The sequence below is a fragment of the Burkholderia sp. E168m22 genome (assembly GCF_001319805.1).
GTDB classification, from domain to species: domain Bacteria; phylum Pseudomonadota; class Gammaproteobacteria; order Burkholderiales; family Burkholderiaceae; genus Burkholderia; species Burkholderia orbicola.
In genome coordinates, this window is record NZ_BBSK01000091.1 from 1 (window position 1) to 18,210 (window position 18,210).

Below are 18,210 nucleotides of genomic sequence, written 5' to 3' on the forward strand. Positions count from 1 at the left end.
CGAACGCGTCCGCGTCGAGGCCCGCGCCGAAGCCCTGGTACGCCATGTCGACGAACGGCAGCAGCCCGCGCGCCTCGATCACGTCGATCAGCTTCTCCCACTGGCCTTCGTCGAGATCGACGCCGGTCGGGTTATGGCAGCACGCGTGCAGCAGCACGATGCTGCGCGCCGGCAGCGCGTCGATCGCCGCGAGCATCGCGTCGAACTTCAGGCCGCCCGTCGCCGCGTCGTAGTACGGATACGTGTTCACCGTGAAGCCGGCGCGCTCGAAGATGAAGCGATGGTTTTCCCAGCTCGGATCGCTCAGCCACACCTGCGAATCCGGGAAATAGCGCTTCAGGAAATCGGCGCCGACCTTCAGCGCGCCCGAGCCGCCGAGCGTCTGCAGCGTCGCGATGCGGCCGGCCGCGCGGGCCGGGTGATCGGCGCCGAACACCAGCGCTTGCACGGCGTCGCGGTAGGCGGCCAGGCCGACCATCGGCAGGTACGGTTTCGGACCGCTGTCGCGCTGCAGCGCGGTTTCGGCTTCGCGCACCGCGCCCATCACCGGAATCCGGCCTTCGGCGTCGAAATAGATCCCGATGCTCAGGTTGACCTTCTGGTCGCGCGGATCTTTCTGGAAGTTCTCGTTGAGCGTCAGGATCGGGTCGCCCGGATACGCGTCGATGTGTTCGAACATGGCTTGAGTCGGTCTCGTTTGGAAGAAGGGTCGGTCGTGGCCTGCGTCAGCGTGCGGACGCGCCGTCGTGCACCGCAAAGCCGGCATTCTTCTGACGGAAGCGATACCCGATCGCGAGCACCGCGAGCCATACCGGGATCAGGTACACCGACAGACGGAGATCCGGCGTCAGGTACATCACGACGAGAATGCCGGCCATGAATGCCAGGCACAGGTAATTCGTGAAAGGATAGCCCAGACTGCGGAAGGAAGTCTCCTCCCCGGCAGCACACTTGGCCTGGCGGAACTTCAGGTGGATCAGGGTGATCATCGCCCAGTTGATGATCAGCGCCGACACGACGAGGCCCATCAGCACCTCGAACGCCTTGCCCGGCATGAAGTAGTTGACCAGCACGCACACGCCGGTCGCGAGCGCCGACGCGCCGAGCGCGGCAAGCGGGATGCCGCGCTTGTTCACCGAGCACAGCACCTTCGGCGCGTTGCCCTGTTGCGCGAGGCCGAACAGCATCCGGCTGTTGCTGTACACGCCGCTGTTGTAGACCGACAGCGCGGCCGTCAGCACGACGACGTTCAGCACGTTCGCGACCAGGTTGCTGCTCAGCGCGTGGAAGATCAGCACGAACGGGCTGCCGCCGGTGACGACCTTCTCCCACGGATACAGCGACAGCAGCACGGCCAGCGCGCCGATGTAGAAAATCAGGATGCGGTAGATGACCTGGTTGGTCGCACGCGGAATGCTGCGCTTCGGATCGTCGGCCTCGGCCGCGGTGATGCCGATCAGCTCCAGCCCGCCGAACGAGAACATGATCGCGGCCATCGACATCACGAGCCCCGACACGCCGTTCGGGAAGAAACCGCCGTGCTGCCACAGGTTCGCGATGCTCGCTTCAGGCCCTGCATGGCCACTTGCGAGCAGCCAGCCGCCGAAGCCGATCATCCCGACGATCGCGGCGACCTTGATGATCGAGAACCAGAATTCCGTCTCGCCGTACGATTTCACGCTCGCCAGGTTCAGCAGGTTGATCGCGACGAAGAACACGAGCGCCGACACCCAGGTCGGCACGCCCGGCCACCAGTACTGCACGTAGATCCCGACGGCCGACAGTTCGGCCATGCTGACGAGGATGTACAGCACCCAGTAGTTCCAGCCGGACAGGAAACCGGTGAAGTGGCCGACGTATTTGTCGGCGAAGTAGCTGAACGAGCCGGCGACGGGCTCGTCGACGACCATCTCGCCGAGCTGGCGCATGATGAAGAACGCAACGATGCCGGCCACCGCATAGCCGAGCAGCACGGACGGGCCGGCCATCTTGATCGTCTGCGCGATGCCGAGGAACAGCCCCGTGCCGAGCGCGCCGCCGAGCGCAATCAGCTGGATGTGCCGGTTCTTCAGCCCGCGCTTCAGGCCGTCGCTCTCGTTTCCAGAAACCATGTCTTCTCCACTCTGTCCGCCTCCGCCTGCGGCGGGGTGCGGCGCGCCTCGGTGTGCCGGGCGCTGTTTTTACTGTGCCGGCGGCCGTTCGTGGGGGCGCCGGGTTGGGGACTGCAATCTTCGCGTGGTGGCGGCACCGATTCGCGTCGGCGTGCCGGCCTGATTGGCCGCCGACTCGTCTGCCCCCGCCGCATTGCTGCGGCCGCACACGAAAATCCGGCGTCAGTTTAGCGTCGCGACGGCGAAATCGGGTTGCGTAACCCGCTCATGCAAACCCTACATTATGAGATAAGATTGCATCCAGGAGACAGATGAGGAAACAAAAATGCCTGAACCGGTTCTCGATCGCATCGATCGCCACTTGCTGTCGGTGTTGCAGGAGAACGGCCGCGCGTCGAATCTCGACCTGGCGAAGGCCGTCGGCCTGTCGCCCGCGCAGACGCTGCGGCGCCATCGGCGGCTGGAGGAGATCGGCGCGATCCGCCGTTACGAAACGCGGCTGTGCCCCGATACGCTTGGCTTCGGCGTCACCGCATTCGTGCACGTGACGATGGAGCGCGGGCATATCCGCGATTTGTCGAAGTTCCAGAAACTCGTGTCGGATCTCGCGCAGATCCAGGAATGCTTCTCGGTGACGGGCGATATCGACTACGTGCTGAAAGTCGTCGCGCACGACCTGAAGGGGTTGTCGACGTTCCTGCTCGAAACGCTGATGCGCATTCCCGGCGTGAGCGGCGTGCATTCGAGCGTGTGCCTCGACGAGATCAAGTGTACGAGTGCGATGCCGGTGGAAAGCTGACCCATGTGGCGCGCCGGGCTGATGCGTTTACCGCACCGCCTCGAACGCACTGATCAACAGCGCCCCGCAAGCAATCACCGCGCACCCGGCCGCCCGGCGCGGCGTCAGCCGCTCGCCGAGATACACACGCGCGATCAACGCCGCGAACACCACGCTCGTCTCCCTCAGCGCCGACACCGGGCCCATCGGCGCGCGATCCATCGCCCAGATCACGGTGCCGTACGCAAGCGCCGCGAACACGCCGCCGCAGGCGGCCTTCGCCGTCTCGCCGACCTCCTGCGTCAGCCGCAACGGCCCCGCCCGCAACCGGTAGTACACGGCCATCAGCGCGCCGGTCAGCACGAACATCCATGCGGTATAGCCGACCGTGCTGCCGCTCTCGCGCACACCGATCCCGTCCACCACGCTATAGGCCGCGATCGACACGCCGGTCGCGAACGCGGTCGGCAGCACCTGCGTCATCCGGTGTTTCGCGCCGCGCCCGCGCTCCAGCCCGATCGCCATGATGCCAGCGCAGATCAGCACGAGCCCGCATTGCGCGCCGACGTTCAGGCGCTCGCCCGCGAACGCGGCCGCGCCGAGCGTGACGAGCAGCGGCGCGGTGCCGCGCGCGACCGGGTACGCGACGCTCAGGTCGCCGTGCTCGTACGCGCGGACGAGCAGCAGCGTATAGACGACGTGGAGCACGGCCGACGCGACGACGCAGAGCCAGCTCGATGGCGTGATCGGCGCGGCAGCCGGCAGGAACAGCAGCGCGAACAGCCCGATCGCGATCTGCAGCACCGTGGCCGAGCGCAGCCGGTCGCCGCTGCTGCGCACCAGCGCATTCCATGACGCGTGCAGGAACGCCGCGCACAGAACGGCAAACAGAACGGGGATCGGCACGCTCAATACTCCCTGACGGTCGGAAGCCGCGCGGTGCGCGGCGGGCGTTCATCGTATGAATGCGTCACCGAATTGTCAAAAAAGCGACGCACGACGCCCCGTAAAAGATCGGGCCGGTTGCTCCCCGCCGCCCGCCCGGCATCGCTTGCGCCGCAAGCGACCCGCACGCCGCGACATGTGACGCGGAGGTTGCCGGCGGTCCGCCCCTTTCCGTTCTCTTTCGCATCGCGCCGCGCCGTAATGAAACCGATACCGGAGCGCAACCCTCGCGAAAACACTCCGTCCCCATATCTTCATACGCGGCTGTTCCAATGCGCGTGCTCCCTCACGAGCTCCGCGCCGAACCGACACGGCGACGGGGCCGTTCTCCACCATCGAAGGCCTTACCCTGGAGTTTTCCGATGTTCCGTCAAGCCTTGCTTGTCACCGCCTGCGCCGGCGCCACGCTTGCGCTGTTCGCCTGCGGCGGCAGCGACGATTCCACGCCGGCGCCCGTCGTCTCGTCGCAGGATGCGCTGCAGACCGCCACGCCGATCAAGCACGTCGTCGTGATCTACGGCGAAAACATCTCGTTCGACCACTACTTCGGCACCTACCCGAACGCGACGAACCCGTCGGGCGAGCCGGCGTTCACCGCCAAATCCGGCACGCCGACGCCGAACGGCCTGACGGGCACGCTGCTCACCGCGAACCCGAACTTCACAAACACGGCCAACGGCACCGACGCGGCGAACCCGTTCCGACTCGACCGCACGCAGGCCGCGACCGCCGACCAGAACCACGCGTACACGGCCGAACAGCAGGCCGAGGACAACGGTCTCGCCGACCTGTTCCCGAAGTACACGGGCAAGGGCTCGTCCGGCGGCGCCGGCGCGTTCGGCACGAAGGGCCAGGTGATGGGCTACTTCGACGGCAACACGGTGACCGCGCTGTGGAACTACGCGCAGCGCTTCGCGATGAGCGACAACACGTTCACGACGGGCTACGGGCCGTCGACGCCGGGTGCGCTGAACGTCGTCGCGGGGCAGACCAACGGGATGCAGATCGTCAAGACGTCGAAGCAACCGTCGACGCTCGCCGCCAGCTCGTACTACATCAATGACGGCCAGGGCGGCCTCACGATGATCAACGACGTCGATCCGGGCTTCGACGTGTGTTCGAGCACGACCGACCAGGCGATGATGACCGGCAAGAACATCGGCGACCTGCTGAATGCCGCGAAGATCACGTGGGGTGGCTTCATGGGCGGCTTCAACCTGTCGACGACGAACGGCAACGGCACGACGGGCTGCGCGCGCAGCACGGTCGCTACCGCCGTGAACGCCGCGACGGCCGACTACATCCCGCACCACAACTGGTTCCAGTACTACGCGTCGACCGCGAACCCGCAACACACGCGCCCGAGCTCGATCGCGGCGATCGGATCGAGCGTCCAGACCGACGGCAAGACGGCCGAACCGGCGAACCACCAGTACGACACCGACGACTTCTTCGCCGCCGTGAAGGCCGGCAACTTCCCGTCGGTCAGCTACCTGAAGGCGCCGGCCGCGCAGGACGGGCATGCGGGCTATTCGGATCCGCTCGACGAGCAGGCGTTCGTGACGAAGGTCGTCAACTTCCTGCAGCAGCAGCCGGACTGGCAGAACACGGCCGTGATCGTCACCTATGACGACTCGGACGGCTGGTACGACCACGTGTACACGGCGCCGACGCACGCATCGTCGGACCCGGTCGACCAGCTCAACGGCGCCGGCAAGTGCGGCACGGGCGGCACCACCGGCGTGAGCGGCGCGACCGTGAACGGCCGCTGCGGCCCGGGCGTGCGTATTCCGCTCGTCGTGATCTCGCCGTATGCGAAGCAGAACTACGTCGATCACACGATGCTCGACCAGTCGTCCGTCGTGCGCTTCATCGAGGACAACTGGCTCGGCGGCCAGCGGATCGGCGGCGGCTCGTTCGATGCGACGGCGGGCGACCTGCGCAACCTGTTCGACTTCACGTCGAAGCCGAACACGACGCCGTTGTATCTCGACCCGACGCTCGGCACCGCGTTGAGCGCGGCCCCGGCGATCTGACCGTCACGGCATGACCGCATGGCCGGCGCATCACGCGCCGGCCGTTTCCATTTAACGCGTCGCTTCGTGCGACGCCCGATTTTCGATCGACAGCATGACAGCTCGCCCCGCCTTTCCGTCCCCCGACGCCGCCGGCACGCCCGCGCCGCGCGCCCCTTCCCGCCTGCTGCGCCGCGTGGCGTTCGTGCTAGGCGCGGCCGTGATCGGCTATGGCGCGTTCGCGATCGCGTTTCCCGCCCAGGTGCCGGCGGCGATCGGCACCGTGGTCGCCGACTGGACCGGCGCGAATCCGCATCCGGTCGTGCTGCAGCGGCCCGCCGCGCAGCCGCTGTCGGCGGTCGCGCAGCTCGGGCGCGCGCTGTTCCACGATCCGTCGCTGTCCGCATCGGGCAAGCAGTCGTGCGCGTCGTGCCATAGTCCCGATCATGCGTATGGCCCACCGAATGCGCTCGACGTGCAACCGGGCGGCCTCGCGATGACGCAGCAGGGCTATCGTCCGCCGCCGTCGCTGATGTACCTGTACCGCCAGCCGAATTTCAGCATCGGCCCCGACGCCGGTGAAAACGACGCCGCGCCGAGCGTCGCGCAGCAGGCCACGGCGGCGGCCGGCGTCGTCAAGGCGCAGAAGGTGGCCGGTACGTCGGCCGCGCCGCAGCTCGTGCCGCAAGGCGGGATGTTCTGGGACGGCCGCGCCGATACGCTGCAGCAACAGGCGTTCGGCCCGCTGCTGAATCCGGTCGAGATGGCGAATGCGAGCGTCGACGACGTCGCACGCAAGCTCGCGCAGTCGTCGCATCGCGCGCAATTCGAGCAGTTGTTCGGCGCGCGCGTGTTCTCCACGCCGCAGCTCGCGGTGTCGGAAGCGATGTTCGCGATCGCGCGCTATCAGGTCGAGGATCCGTCGTTCCATCCGTACGACAGCAAGTACGACCGCTGGCTCGAAGGCCGCGCGCGCCTCACGCAGGCCGAACTGCGCGGGCTGCGCCTGTTCAACGATCCGGACAAGGCGAATTGCGCGGGCTGCCACTTGTCGAAACCCGGCAAGGACGGCTTGCCGCCGATGTTTACCGATTACCAGTACGAGGCGCTCGGCGCGCCGCGCAACCGGGCGCTCGCGCAGAACCGCAACCCGGCGTTCTACGATCTCGGCGTGTGCGGGCCGTTCCGCGACGACCTGAAGGACCAGACACAGTATTGCGGGATGTTCCTGACGCCGACGCTGCGTAATTCGGCGACACGCCACGTGTTCTTCCACAACGGCGTATTCCACACGCTCGACCAGGTGATGGCGTTCTACAACGAGCGCAGCATCTCGCCGCAGAAGTTCTATTCGCGCGGCGCGGACGGCAAGGTCGACGAATACGACGACATTCCGCCGAAATATCGCGCGAACGTCGACGTGACCGATGCGCCGTTCGATCGCAAGCCGGGCGACAAACCCGCGATGACGGCGCAGGACATCAAGGATATCGAAGCGTTCCTCGGCACGCTGACGGACGCCCCGGCGCAGCACTGAGCGCCGGCCGGGCGCCGCGCCGGGTCAGCAGCGCGCGCGGATGCACAGGAAGGCCGGTGCCAGCGACAGCTCCGCATGGAGCCGTTCGGATACGGCTTTCATTTCCGGCAGCGGCGTCGGTTCGACGAAGCGCTCGAGCCGCCAGCCGCCGTCGGCGACCGCGTTCAGGATGTCGGCGAGCGGCCGCCGCCACGCTTCGACGTACGGCTTCGGCTCGCCGAACCCCGACCAGTGGAAACCGAAGCGGGACGTGTCGAAATACGTACCGTCGCCGCGCGTGCGTTCGTCCATCCAGTCGCGCACCGGATGCGCCATCGAGAACACGAGCGTTCCGCCCGGCCGCGCGACGCGCCGGAATTCGCGCAGCGTCGGCGCGAGATCGCGCACGTAGTCGAGCGCGAGCGAGCACAGCACCTTGTCGACCGACGCGTCGGGCAGCCACGCGAGCGGCGCCTCCAGGTCGCCTTCCCTGACGTCGACCGGCAGGCCCGCGCAACGCGTCCTTGCGAGCGCAACCATCTCCGGCGTCACGTCGAACGCATGCACGGTCGCGCCGTGACCGGCGAGATGCGCGCTGCAGATGCCGGGCCCGCAGCCGGCGTCGAGCACCGTCAGGCCTGCTACGTCGCCGAGCAGCGCCATGGATGCCGGCCGCTCGTAGAGCCCGTTGTGCGCCTTCGTCGGCGCGAGGTCCGCATAGCGTTGCGCGAAGCTCGCGTAAGCGCGGCGGCCGGGCGATTCGTTCGGGTCGTTCGGGTCGGTCATGCGGTATCCGTCGGTCGAAACTGGGCAGGCCGATTCTGCCCGATCGGACGACGGATGGCGACTGCCGTCACAGGTAGGTCAGGACAGGCTGTCGAGCAACCGATACCAGGCGACCCCGGCCGCGATATAGAAGCGCTGCAGCCCGTGCAACGGAATGGGCCGGATCGGCGTGACGCGGAACGGCAGCGGCAATTGCGCATCGCCCGACAGATGCGCGGCCAGATGCTTGCCGAGCGTCGTCGCCATCGCGATGCCGCGGCCGTTGTAGCCGAGCGCGATCGTCACGCCCGGCGCGGGCTCGTGCACGTGCGGCAGGAAATCCGCGGTGATCGCGACGCGCCCCGCCCAGCGGTATTCGAACCGGACGCCCTTCAGTTGCGGATACAGCAGCGTCGTCGCGCGTTCGAGATGGCGCCAGTCGCTCGGCGCGCGCGGTTCGGCGAACGGGCCGCGGCCGCCCATCAGCAGGCGGCCGGCCGCGTCACGGCGAAAGTACAGCAGCAGACGGCGCGCGTCCGATGCGACCTCGCCGCCGGCGAGGATGTCGCGGCCGAGCGCCGGCGCGAGCGGCTCCGTCGCGACGATGAAACTGTTCGCGGCGATCACCGACTGGCGCAAGCCGGGCCACAGCCCGTCCGTGTAGCCGTTGGTCGCGATCACGACGCGCTCGGCCGACAGCGTCGCGCCGCCGGACGTCGCGACCCGCCAGCGGCCGTCGGCACGTGTCAGCCCGACGGCGCGGGTCGACCCGTGCACGACCGCCCCGCTCGCCTGAGCTGCCCGCACGAGACCGCGCGTATAGCTGAGCGGCTGCACGCTGCCGGCACGGCGATCGATCCAGCCGCCCGCATACGCTGGCGTACCGAGCCGTCGCGCGACGTCGTCGCGGCCGAGCACGTCGACCGGCGCGCCGCGCGCCGCCCATTGCTGCGCACGGCGTGCAACCGTGTCGAGCATCGCTGTGGTCGGCGCGGGTTGAATCCACCCCTCGCGACGCGCATCGCAGTCGATCGCGTGCCGCGCGATCAGGTCGAACACGGTATCGGCCGCACCGCCGACGATACCGGCAAGCTGCTCGCCGGCCTCGTCGCCGAACCGGCGGACCAGTTCGTCGGGGTCGTATTTCAGCCCGGGAATCACTTGCCCGCCGTTGCGGCCCGATGCGCCCCAGCCCGGCTGCGCGCCATCGATCACGCGAACGTTCACGCCACGTTCGGCCAGATGCAGTGCGGTCGACAGGCCCGTGAAGCCGGCGCCGACGATCGCCACGTCGCACGACACCGATGCGTCGAGCGCGGGCGTATCGGGTGCCGGCGCGGCGGTCGCCGCCCACAGCGAATCCGGCCACTGTGCGTCGGGCCGTCCGGGTGCCGCAGTCGTTGCGCTCATGTTCGATCCGGGTGGTCGGCGCCGTCCGACGCCAGCAGGCGACGCAGGAATTCCTGCGTGCGGGGATGGCTCGGCTGCGTCAGCACCGCGCGTGCCGGCCCGCTTTCGCAGATCGTGCCGTCGTGCAGGAAGCACACGCGATCGGCCACCTCGCGGGCGAATGCCATTTCGTGCGTGACGACCACCATGGTCATCCCGTCGCGGGCCAGCCCGCGCATCACGCCCAGCACTTCGCCGACGAGTTCGGGGTCGAGCGCCGACGTCGGCTCGTCGAACAGGATCGCCTGCGGCTCCATCGCAAGCGCACGTGCGATCGCGACGCGCTGCTGCTGCCCGCCCGACAGCTCGGACGGATACGCATTCATCCGGTGCGCGAGGCCGACCTTGTCGAGCAGCGCGCGGGCCTGTTCGCGCGCCTGCGCGGCCGGCACGCGCCGCACGTGCACCGGCCCTTCCATCACGTTCTCGAGCGCCGTGCGGTGGGCAAACAGGTTGAAGCGCTGGAACACCATGCCGACCCGCATCCGCAATTCGTGAATCCGCTTCGAATGCGCGTCGACCTTCACGCCGTCGATCGTGATCGACCCTTCGTCGTAGGTCTCGAAGCCGTTGATACAGCGCAGCACGGTCGACTTGCCGGAACCGGACGGCCCGATCAGGCACACGACTTCACCTTGCTGTACGTCGAGGCTCACGCCCTTCAGCACCGCGTGCTGCTGAAACCGTTTATGGATGGAATCGATCCGGATCATGCGCCCCTCCTCACTGCGAGCCGCTTGCCGAGCCGGTTCACCGCGAACATCAGCGGCAGGCCGAGCGCGAGATACAGCAGCGCGACGAGCGTGTAGACACTCATGTTCTGGAACGTCGACGATGCGATCAGCTGGCCGGCGCGCGTGATTTCCGCGACCGTGATGGTCGACGCGACCGACGAATCCTTCAGCAGCATCACCAGCGTGTTGCCGTACGGCGGCAGCGCGATGCGGAACGCCTGCGGCAGCACCACGCGCCGCATGATCATCGGGCCGCGCATGCCGATCGCGTGCGCGGCTTCGATCTGGCCGCGGTCGATCGCCTCGATGCCGGCGCGGAAGTTCTCGGCCTGATACGCCGAATACGCGATGCCGAGACCGAGCACGCCGGCCTGGAACGCCGACAGTTGCACGCCGAGATCGGGCAGCACGAAATACATGTAGAACAGCTGCACGATGATCGGCAGCCCGCGGATCACGTTGATGATCGTGCTGCCGGCCGTCGCGACGGCACGATTGCGCGACACCTTCAGCAGCGCGAGGATCAGCCCGAGCACCGAGCTGAGCACGAACGCGCATGCGGTGATCTCGATCGTGACCACCGCGCCCTTCAGCAGGATCGGCAGGAAATCGATCGCGTTCTGGAAAAACATGAGGTCTCCTATGCGACGTCCGAACGGCACGCCGCTGGGGATGCCCGCGACGCGCGGGCGTTGCCGGTCGGGAAGCGAGCGCCGACGCTCAGCTCATGTGCCACTTCTGCAGGATCTGCTGCAGCGTGCCGTCGCTCTTCATCTTGCGGATCGCGCCGTTGAGCTGCTCGAGCGTCGCGTTGTCGCCCTTGCGCACGATGAAGCACACCTGCCCCTTCACGACGCTCTGGTATTCGGGCACCAGCCGCACCTGGCGATTGACGCCGTGCTCGATCTGGTACGCGACGATCGGCTGGTCGGCGAAGCCGGCCTTGATACGGCCGAGCGCGACGTCGCGCATGATGTCGGCGATCGAATCGTAGGTCCGGACTTCCTTGAAGATGCCCTTCTTGTTGAGCGCATCGACGAATGCGGTGCCGACCTGCGCGCCGACCACCTGGTCCTTGAAATCGTCCATCGACGTATAGCGGCCCGGATCGTCGGCCTTCACGATCAGGCCTTCGCCGAACGAGTAGACGGTGTCCGAGAAATCGACGACCTGCTGGCGCGCCGGCGTCTTCAGCATCGCGGCCGAGATGATGTCGATCTTCTGCGTGGTGAGCGACGGGATCAGCGCGGAGAACACGGTCTGCTGCACGTCGACGCGAAACCCGGCCGACTTCCCGGCCGCGGTGATCGCATCGACCATCATCCCCTGGATCGAATTGCTCTTGACGTCGAGAAACGTGAACGGCACGCCGGTGGCCGTCGCGCCGACCTTCAGCGTGGGCTCGGCGGCAACGGCGCTCGCCGAAGCCGTGGAGAGTGCGATACAGGTGACGAAACCGGCGGCCAGCGCGCCGAACCGCTTGATGAACGGAACCATGGTGACTCCCTCTCGAATAATCCGGTGCGCCGGCCGGTCGCTGATCGACACTGCGACGATGGCTTGATCTTAAAACGAATCAAAAACATCGCAAATAGATTTTTGCGTATCGATATTCGATACGATATGATGCGGTATCGAATCGATCTCGCCCCTCGCCATGGAAACGTCGCCCGACCAAGCAAACGATCTGCTGTTCAACCAGTCGCTGGAAAAAGGGCTCAACGTGCTGCGCGCGTTCAGCGCGAAGCGGCGCACGATGACGCTGGCGGAAGTGGCCGACGCGGCGGGCATGACGAAAAGCTCCGCGCAGCGGATGGTCTATACGCTCGAGAAGCTCGGCTACATCCGCAAGCATCCGGTCACGCGGCGTTATCAGCTCACGCCGCACGTGATGCGGATCGGCTTCAACTATCTCGCGGCCGATACGTTGATCGACGTCGCGAATCCGTTCCTGTCCGAGCTGACGAACCTGACCGGCGAAACCACCAACCTCACCGAGCCGGACGAGGACGAAATGGTGTACGTCGCGCGTTTCGTGTCGACGAAGTTCGTGCCGATCCACATGCCGATCGGCAGCCGTATCCCGATGTACTGCACCGGCAGCGGCCGCGCATTCCTGAGCGCGTTGCCGCCGGATCACGCACGCGCACGGCTCGACGGCATGGTGCGTACGCCGCACACGCCGCGCACGGTCACGGCGCTGGACGATCTCGTCGCGTTGCTCGATGGCGCGCGGCGCGAAGGCTACGCGACCAACCAGGAAGAACTGTTCATCGGCGACATGTCGATTGCCGCGCCCGTGCTCGGCAGTCAGGGGCAGCCGGTCGCGGCCGTGCACGTGGTCGCGCCGACGAGCCGCTGGACGTTCGACGACGCGCGCCGCAAGCTCGCGCCGGCGGTGATCGACTGCGCGCGCGGGATCAGCAATTCGATCCGGACGCTTGAATAGCGTCGACGAAACGGCATACGGCGCGCCGTTGCATCGCGCAACGGCGTTCGATCGCTACTGCGGCTTGGGCGGATGCTCGGTTCGATAGGTACGGTTCGGACGCGATACGAGCTGCTTCGCTGCAGCGTCCAGTTCCTTGCCGTGATACAGGTCGATGCACTTCAGGAAGTCGAACTTCACATCCGCGACTTCCGATTCGACAACCGGATTCCGATAGTCGCGAGCCAGATACTTCGCGACCAGCGCATGAATGACGTCCGGCGCACGTTCCATGTCGTAGTAGGTCCAGTCGCGCAACGCGCTGATGCTGCTGCCGATGTCCTTGCTCGCGCCGGGCGCCTGCTTGTATGCGGCAGCCAGGCACTCCGCGAACGCCATGTCCTTGAAGTTCTGGAGGTAAGTTCGTGAGCCGGCCTCGGGCGATGTTTGTGCGACGTCCTTCGCCACGACCATCGTCGGTTGAAACGCGATGCACGCCAACGCGGCAGCGATCCGGACTCCCCTCATGACAGGCTCCAAAAATTTGCGCGATCGGTACGATACCGCGCGCCCGGTTCGTTGAAGTAACAATGGTCGTAGCACGTCCGCCCGTTAAACAGCGTGGCGTGGCCCTGTGCATCGCTCCACCCCGACACCTCGAACAGGAGGACGCCCTGCCGACCCGCAAGTGGCCCTCCGTTCGACGGCGGGTATTTGACGCCCTCAGCCTTCCCCCAGCGTTGCTCGAGAAAACGAATCAAATCCCTGACACGGAAAAAGTATTGCCGATTGTCTCTGCCCGATACCGTTTGCTCGGGGATTCGCGGTATCACCATGCCAGCTTCACCCAGGATATAACTCATCCTCACCGCGCAAGTATTGCTCCATCGCTCTGTCGGATTCGGATTGTTGACGTTCTTCTCGACGTATCCACCTATCACTTTCGCAACGCGCTCACCGGAATTTGCCGGGTCGTAGATTCGCTGAGATGCCGCCCATGCAACGGCAAATGATGGTCGTTTCACTTTGGCTCCTTGTTGTTGAAATGAATTCGACTCGAGGGTAAGCGCATCGAAGACTCGCGACGGCTCATGTGCACCGAGAACCTTCGAATCCACCGAATCAGGGCGTCATGATGCACGGCTTGAAAGTTTTTTGTAAGGACATCGGCTTGTCGGACTCCGATCCGTCTTCTGCTTCACCCCTCGTTTTCCCCGATCCCGTTCGCCTTGACTCCGCCGCCCCGATCGACAAAACTTCGCACATCGCCAGTGTGATCACAGATCGCAGATCAAACTCAGGAGCCCCGCCTTGCCGCCCCGTATCGTCCCGCCCGCACTGAAAGTCATCGAACAGGAAACGATGGCCGACAAGGTCTATCAGCAACTGCGCGAAGCGCTGATGAGCGGCCGTTTCGCGCCCGGCCAGGCGCTGAGCCTGCGCAGCGTCGCCGAGGCGGTCGGCTCGTCGACGATGCCCGTGCGGGCCGCACTTACGCGGCTGCGCGCCGAACGCGCGCTGGTCGACGGCCCGAATCGCGCGCTCGTCGTCCCGCCGATGACGCTCGACATGCTCGACGAACTCCGCGACGTGCGCATCGCGCTCGAAGGCTGCATCGCCGAACGCGCGTGCGCCCGGATGACCGACGCGCAGATCGCGGCCGTGCGCAAGACCTACGAGACGATGCAGGCACACGCCGAGGCCGGCCGCTCGCGCGCCTACCTGCAAAGCAATTTCGCGTTCCACAGTGCGATCTACGCGCACGGCGCCAGCGAAAACACGCTCGCGATCGTGGAGAACCTGTGGATGCGCGTCGGCCCGTTCCTCAACATGGTCGCGCTCGACATCCCGCACATGCGGCGCTCGATGGATGCGCACCGCGCGATCGTCGATGCGCTCGAACGGCGCGACGGCGCGGGCGTGCGGGCCGGCATCGCGCTCGACATCGGCGGCGCCGCGCATGATCTCGCCGAGACGCTGCGGGCCGAACAGACGCCGCGGAGCGTGAACGCGAAACCGTAGCGACCGCCTGCCACGGCCGCCCGACACGCGAGCGGCCGTCATTCCACAACACCAAAGATGGAGACAACCCGGCATGACAGCTTCCGACCTGCTGAAACCCTATGACGGCCTGCGCGTCCTCGTGACCGGCGGCGCGTCGGGCATCGGCCTCGAAATCGCCGACGCGTTCGCCGAATGCGGCGCGCGCGTGCACGTTTGCGATGCGTCGCAAGCCTCGATCGCGGCGCTCGCCGACCGGCCGCCGCGTGCCGCGACCGGCGCGATCAGCGCGACGCTGGCCGACGTGTCCGACCCGGCCGCCGTCGAGCGCGTGTTCGCCGACGTGTCGACCCGGCTCGGCGGCCTCGACGTGCTGGTCAACAACGCGGGCATCGCCGGCCCGACCGGCGGCATCGACGAAATCGACCCCGTGCAGTGGGAGCAGACCGTCGCGATCAACCTGAACGCGCAATTCCAGTTCGCGCGCCGCGCGGTGCCGCTGCTGCGCGAGTCGAAACCCGGCGGCGCGATCATCGCGCTGTCGTCGGTCGCCGGCCGGCTCGGCTACGCGTTCCGCACGCCGTATGCGGCCACCAAATGGGCGGTGGTCGGCCTCGTGAAAAGTCTCGCGATCGAACTCGGGCCGCTCGGCATCCGCGTGAACGCGATCCAGCCCGGCATCGTGCGCGGCCCGCGGATGCGCCGCGTGATCGAGGCGCGCGCGCAGCAGCTCGGCATCGGCTACGACGAAATGGAGCAGCGCTATCTCGAGAAGATCTCGCTGCGGCGCATGACCGATCCGGCCGAGATCGCCGCGACCGCGCTGTTCCTGTGCTCGCCGGGCGGGCACGGAATCACCGGGCAGGCGATCTCCGTCTGCGGCAACGTCGAAGTGCTCTGACGCCTCCTGCATCGTTCATCGAAAGGAATCCATCCGTGGCAAACGCTCGCAAAATCATCATCACCTGTGCGCCGACCGGCGCGATCCATACGCCGTCGATGTCGCCGTACCTGCCCGTGACGCCGCACGAAATCGAAACGGCCGCGGTCGCGGCCGCGCAGGCCGGCGCGGCGATCCTGCACCTGCACGCACGCAACCCGTCCGACGGCAAGCCGACGCAGGACCCGGCCGTGTTCGCCGAGTTCCTGCCGCGCATCAAGGCGCGGACCGACGCGGTGATCAACCTCACGTCGGGCGGCAGCCCGCACATGACGGTCGACGAACGGCTGCAGCCGGCGCTGCATTTCCAGCCCGAAGTCGCGTCCTTGAACATGGGTTCGATGAACTTCGGGCTGTACCCGATGCTCGAGCGCTTCCGCGAGCTGAAGCATCCGTGGGAGCGCGAACATCTCGAGAAAAGCCGCGATCTCGTGTTCAAGAACACGTTCGCGGACATCGAGACGATCCTCACGCGCTGCGGCGCGAACGGCACGCGGTTCGAATTCGAGTGCTACGACATCTCGCACCTGTACAACCTCGCGCACTTCGTCGATCGCGGGCTCGCGAAGCCGCCGTTCTTCGTGCAAAGCGTGTTCGGCCTGCTCGGCGGGATCGGCGCGCACCCGGAGGACCTGATGCACATGCGCCGGACGGCCGACCGCCTGTTCGGCAGCGATTACGTGTGGTCGATCCTCGGCGCCGGGCGCAACCAGATTCCGCTCGCGACGATCGGCGCCGCGCAAGGCGCGAACGTGCGCGTCGGGCTCGAGGATTCGCTGTGGATCGCGCCCGGCAAGCTCGCGGAATCGAGCGCCGCGCAAGTCCTGAAAATGCGCCAGGTGCTCGAAGGCCTGTCGCTCGAGATCGCGACGCCGGCCGAGGCGCGCGCGATGCTCGCACTCAAGGGCGGCGACGCGGTGAATTTCTGACCGCCGGGTAGCACCCCAACACCAGAACCCGCAAGCGCAGTGACAAGGCGCCGGCCCGAGCCGGCCGGCGCCAGGACGCCCTTGATCGCCCCGCTCCGTTCGAGCGCCGCCGGCGCGGCTCCGTCGACTGCCCATCCGCTGCCTGCATCGCAGCGGCATTTGCCGAACGCGGCGCGCCGTGCTTGCTGTGCGCGCCGGTTCGCTCTTACCGGAGTCGTCCGCATGTCCACTCATCACGCTCAGGCATTGTCTTCCGCCGCCGGCGACGCGAACGCGTCGCTGAACCGGCTGCTGTTCCGCAAACTCATGCCGCTGCTGATCGCCGCCTATGTGATCAGCTTTCTCGACCGCACCAACATCGCGTTCGCCAAACATTCGATGGGCATCGATCTCGGCATCTCATCGGCCGCGTACGGGCTCGGCGCGGGGCTGTTCTTTCTCACCTACGCGTTGTTCGAGATCCCGAGCAACCTGATCATGCATCGCGTCGGCGCGCGCTTCTGGATCACGCGGATCATGATCACGTGGGGCGCGCTGTCGGTCGCGATGGCGTTCGTCCGCGGCGAGACGTCGTTCTACGTGATGCGCCTGCTGCTCGGCGTGGCCGAAGCCGGCCTGTTTCCCGGCGTGATGCTGTATCTGACGTACTGGTTCGGCCGCGAGGAACGTGCGCGCGCCACCGGCTATTTCCTGCTCGGCGTGTGCATCGCCAACATCGTCGGCGGGCCGCTCGCCGGCGCGCTGATCGAGCTCGACGGCACGCTCGGCTTCCACGGCTGGCAATGGCTGTTCGTCGTCGAAGGCATCCCGGCGATCCTGCTCGCGTTCGTCGTGTGGACGCGATTGCCGGACCGTCCGAGCGCCGCGCCGTGGCTCGCCCCGGAAACCGGCCGCGCGCTCGAGCGCAAGCTGGCCGCCGAACAGGACGCGGGCGTCGCCGCGCACGGCGGCCATGCGTTCGGCGCCGCACTGCGCGATCCGCAGATCTGGCTCGCGATCTTCGTGTACTTCTGCCACCAGTTGACCATCTACACGGTGATCTTCTTCCTGCCGGGCATCATCGGCGCGTCGGGGCGGCTCTCGCCGGTCGCGGTCGGGTTGCTGACGTCGCTGCCCTGGCTCGCCGCCGCGCTGGGCGCCGGGACGCTGCCCCGCTTCGCCCGCGAGTCGCGTCATTCGCGCCGGATGCTGTGCGCGGGGCTGATGGTCATGGCCGCCGGCATGGTCGGCGCTGCGCATGCGTCGCCGCTGGCGGGGCTGCTCTGCGTGTGCGTCGCTGCATCGATGTTCTTCGTCGTGCAGTCGATCGTGTTCACGTTTCCGGCGTCGCGGCTCGCCGGCAGCGCGCTGGCCGGCGGGCTCGGGCTCGTGAATACGTGCGGGTTGCTCGGCGGCTTCGTCGGGCCGACCGTCGTCGGCGCGATCGAACAGGCGACCGGCAATGCGAAGAACGGGCTGACGCTGCTGGCGGCCGCGCTCGTCGTCGCGGCGTTCGCGAGCCTCGCGTTGCGGCACGGGCACGAGCACGCCGACGTGCGGTCGCGCGGCTGAAGACAACGAGATTCAGGCTGGCGAGATGCGGGTTTCGCCCCGGCCGCA

18 protein-coding genes are annotated in these 18,210 nt (G+C 67.0%); 8 read left to right on the forward strand and 10 right to left on the reverse strand.

From position 1 onward, the window contains the following. Both AP428_RS20465 and AP428_RS20470 read right to left on the reverse strand, forming a co-directional pair. The coding region (locus AP428_RS20465) for an aminotransferase class I/II-fold pyridoxal phosphate-dependent enzyme (protein ID WP_156349341.1) at positions 1-679 on the reverse strand (679 nt) is incomplete at its 3' end. A 46-nt stretch (positions 680-725) separates the two neighbouring features. Next, positions 726-2,111: an amino acid permease gene (locus AP428_RS20470; protein ID WP_011547743.1), complete on the reverse strand. Its 1,386-nt coding sequence runs from the start codon at positions 2,109-2,111 to the stop codon at positions 726-728. Between the two features lie 325 nt (positions 2,112-2,436). On the opposite strand from AP428_RS20470, the gene AP428_RS20475 reads away from it, so the two are divergent. Then, positions 2,437-2,910: an Lrp/AsnC family transcriptional regulator gene (locus AP428_RS20475; protein ID WP_006479071.1), complete on the forward strand. Its 474-nt coding sequence runs from the start codon at positions 2,437-2,439 to the stop codon at positions 2,908-2,910. A 27-nt stretch (positions 2,911-2,937) separates the two neighbouring features. Here AP428_RS20475 and AP428_RS20480 read toward each other — a convergent pair whose 3' ends face one another. Beyond that, positions 2,938-3,795 (reverse strand): EamA family transporter, encoded by an 858-nt coding sequence (locus tag AP428_RS20480; protein ID WP_011547744.1) that lies wholly within the window; start codon positions 3,793-3,795, stop codon positions 2,938-2,940. Between the two features lie 401 nt (positions 3,796-4,196). Between AP428_RS20480 and AP428_RS20485 the strand changes: the two genes are divergently transcribed. Together AP428_RS20485 and AP428_RS20490 are read left to right on the forward strand one after the other, a co-directional pair. Then, on the forward strand, positions 4,197-5,870 hold the full coding sequence (locus AP428_RS20485) for a phospholipase C (RefSeq protein WP_011547745.1): 1,674 nt from the start codon (positions 4,197-4,199) through the stop codon (positions 5,868-5,870). Positions 5,871-5,964: 94 nt separating this feature from the next. Further along, the gene (locus AP428_RS20490) at positions 5,965-7,386 is read left to right on the forward strand and encodes a cytochrome-c peroxidase (RefSeq protein WP_011547746.1); all 1,422 of its coding nucleotides are present in this window, start codon (positions 5,965-5,967) and stop codon (positions 7,384-7,386) included. A gap of 24 nt (positions 7,387-7,410) precedes the next feature. On the opposite strand, the gene AP428_RS20495 is transcribed toward AP428_RS20490, so the two are convergent. From AP428_RS20495 to AP428_RS20515, 5 genes are all read right to left on the reverse strand, one after another. Then, positions 7,411-8,151: a class I SAM-dependent methyltransferase gene (locus tag AP428_RS20495; RefSeq protein WP_011694732.1), complete on the reverse strand. Its 741-nt coding sequence runs from the start codon at positions 8,149-8,151 to the stop codon at positions 7,411-7,413. A gap of 78 nt (positions 8,152-8,229) precedes the next feature. Continuing rightward, entirely contained in the window at positions 8,230-9,540 is a 1,311-nt protein-coding gene (locus AP428_RS20500; protein ID WP_011547748.1) for an FAD-binding oxidoreductase, read from the reverse strand. Continuing rightward, positions 9,537-10,292, reverse strand: a complete 756-nt coding sequence (locus AP428_RS20505) for an amino acid ABC transporter ATP-binding protein (protein WP_006479077.1) — start codon at positions 10,290-10,292, stop codon at positions 9,537-9,539. Before AP428_RS20505 ends, AP428_RS20500 begins: the two co-directional genes overlap by 4 nt. Further along, positions 10,289-10,945 (reverse strand): amino acid ABC transporter permease, encoded by a 657-nt coding sequence (locus AP428_RS20510; protein WP_011547749.1) that lies wholly within the window; start codon positions 10,943-10,945, stop codon positions 10,289-10,291. The genes AP428_RS20505 and AP428_RS20510 overlap by 4 nt, the downstream gene beginning before the upstream one ends. Before the next feature lie 88 nt (positions 10,946-11,033). Further along, on the reverse strand, positions 11,034-11,810 hold the full coding sequence (locus AP428_RS20515; RefSeq protein ID WP_011547750.1) for an ABC transporter substrate-binding protein: 777 nt from the start codon (positions 11,808-11,810) through the stop codon (positions 11,034-11,036). 160 nt (positions 11,811-11,970) lie between these two features. Between AP428_RS20515 and AP428_RS20520 the strand changes: the two genes are divergently transcribed. After that, positions 11,971-12,762: an IclR family transcriptional regulator gene (locus tag AP428_RS20520; protein WP_011547751.1), complete on the forward strand. Its 792-nt coding sequence runs from the start codon at positions 11,971-11,973 to the stop codon at positions 12,760-12,762. 54 nt (positions 12,763-12,816) lie between these two features. Here AP428_RS20520 and AP428_RS20525 read toward each other — a convergent pair whose 3' ends face one another. Further along, a complete protein-coding gene (locus AP428_RS20525) occupies positions 12,817-13,269 on the reverse strand; it encodes a type VI secretion system amidase immunity protein Tai4 (RefSeq protein WP_011547752.1) in 453 nt (150 codons plus the stop codon). Further along, positions 13,266-13,766, reverse strand: coding sequence for a type VI secretion system amidase effector protein Tae4 (locus AP428_RS35575; RefSeq protein ID WP_011547753.1), 501 nt, complete (start codon positions 13,764-13,766; stop codon positions 13,266-13,268). The genes AP428_RS20525 and AP428_RS35575 overlap by 4 nt, the downstream gene beginning before the upstream one ends. A 286-nt stretch (positions 13,767-14,052) precedes the next feature. Between AP428_RS35575 and AP428_RS20530 the strand changes: the two genes are divergently transcribed. From AP428_RS20530 to AP428_RS20545, 4 genes are all read left to right on the forward strand, one after another. Then, complete coding sequence (locus AP428_RS20530) at positions 14,053-14,763, forward strand: GntR family transcriptional regulator (RefSeq protein WP_011547754.1); 711 nt, start codon at positions 14,053-14,055, stop codon at positions 14,761-14,763. 73 nt (positions 14,764-14,836) lie between these two features. Further along, on the forward strand, positions 14,837-15,643 hold the full coding sequence (locus tag AP428_RS20535) for an SDR family oxidoreductase (RefSeq protein WP_011547755.1): 807 nt from the start codon (positions 14,837-14,839) through the stop codon (positions 15,641-15,643). 35 nt (positions 15,644-15,678) lie between these two features. Then, positions 15,679-16,611: a 3-keto-5-aminohexanoate cleavage protein gene (locus AP428_RS20540; protein WP_011547756.1), complete on the forward strand. Its 933-nt coding sequence runs from the start codon at positions 15,679-15,681 to the stop codon at positions 16,609-16,611. 222 nt (positions 16,612-16,833) lie between these two features. Further along, complete coding sequence (locus tag AP428_RS20545) at positions 16,834-18,162, forward strand: MFS transporter (RefSeq protein WP_011547757.1); 1,329 nt, start codon at positions 16,834-16,836, stop codon at positions 18,160-18,162. Positions 18,163-18,210 lie beyond the last annotated feature (48 nt).

Coding starts and splice junctions, on each gene's coding strand:
- AP428_RS20515 (WP_011547750.1), bottom strand. CDS start 11,810: ATGGTTCCGTTCATCAAGCGGTTCGGCGCGCTGGCCGCCGGTTTCGTC.
- AP428_RS20535 (WP_011547755.1), top strand. CDS start 14,837: ATGACAGCTTCCGACCTGCTGAAACCCTATGACGGCCTGCGCGTCCTC.
- AP428_RS20475 (WP_006479071.1), top strand. CDS start 2,437: ATGCCTGAACCGGTTCTCGATCGCATCGATCGCCACTTGCTGTCGGTG.
- AP428_RS20490 (WP_011547746.1), top strand. CDS start 5,965: ATGACAGCTCGCCCCGCCTTTCCGTCCCCCGACGCCGCCGGCACGCCC.
- AP428_RS20500 (WP_011547748.1), bottom strand. CDS start 9,540: ATGAGCGCAACGACTGCGGCACCCGGACGGCCCGACGCACAGTGGCCG.
- AP428_RS20485 (WP_011547745.1), top strand. CDS start 4,197: ATGTTCCGTCAAGCCTTGCTTGTCACCGCCTGCGCCGGCGCCACGCTT.
- AP428_RS20470 (WP_011547743.1), bottom strand. CDS start 2,111: ATGGTTTCTGGAAACGAGAGCGACGGCCTGAAGCGCGGGCTGAAGAAC.
- AP428_RS20520 (WP_011547751.1), top strand. CDS start 11,971: ATGGAAACGTCGCCCGACCAAGCAAACGATCTGCTGTTCAACCAGTCG.
- AP428_RS20495 (WP_011694732.1), bottom strand. CDS start 8,151: ATGACCGACCCGAACGACCCGAACGAATCGCCCGGCCGCCGCGCTTAC.
- AP428_RS20510 (WP_011547749.1), bottom strand. CDS start 10,945: ATGTTTTTCCAGAACGCGATCGATTTCCTGCCGATCCTGCTGAAGGGC.
- AP428_RS20525 (WP_011547752.1), bottom strand. CDS start 13,269: ATGAGGGGAGTCCGGATCGCTGCCGCGTTGGCGTGCATCGCGTTTCAA.
- AP428_RS20545 (WP_011547757.1), top strand. CDS start 16,834: ATGTCCACTCATCACGCTCAGGCATTGTCTTCCGCCGCCGGCGACGCG.
- AP428_RS20505 (WP_006479077.1), bottom strand. CDS start 10,292: ATGATCCGGATCGATTCCATCCATAAACGGTTTCAGCAGCACGCGGTG.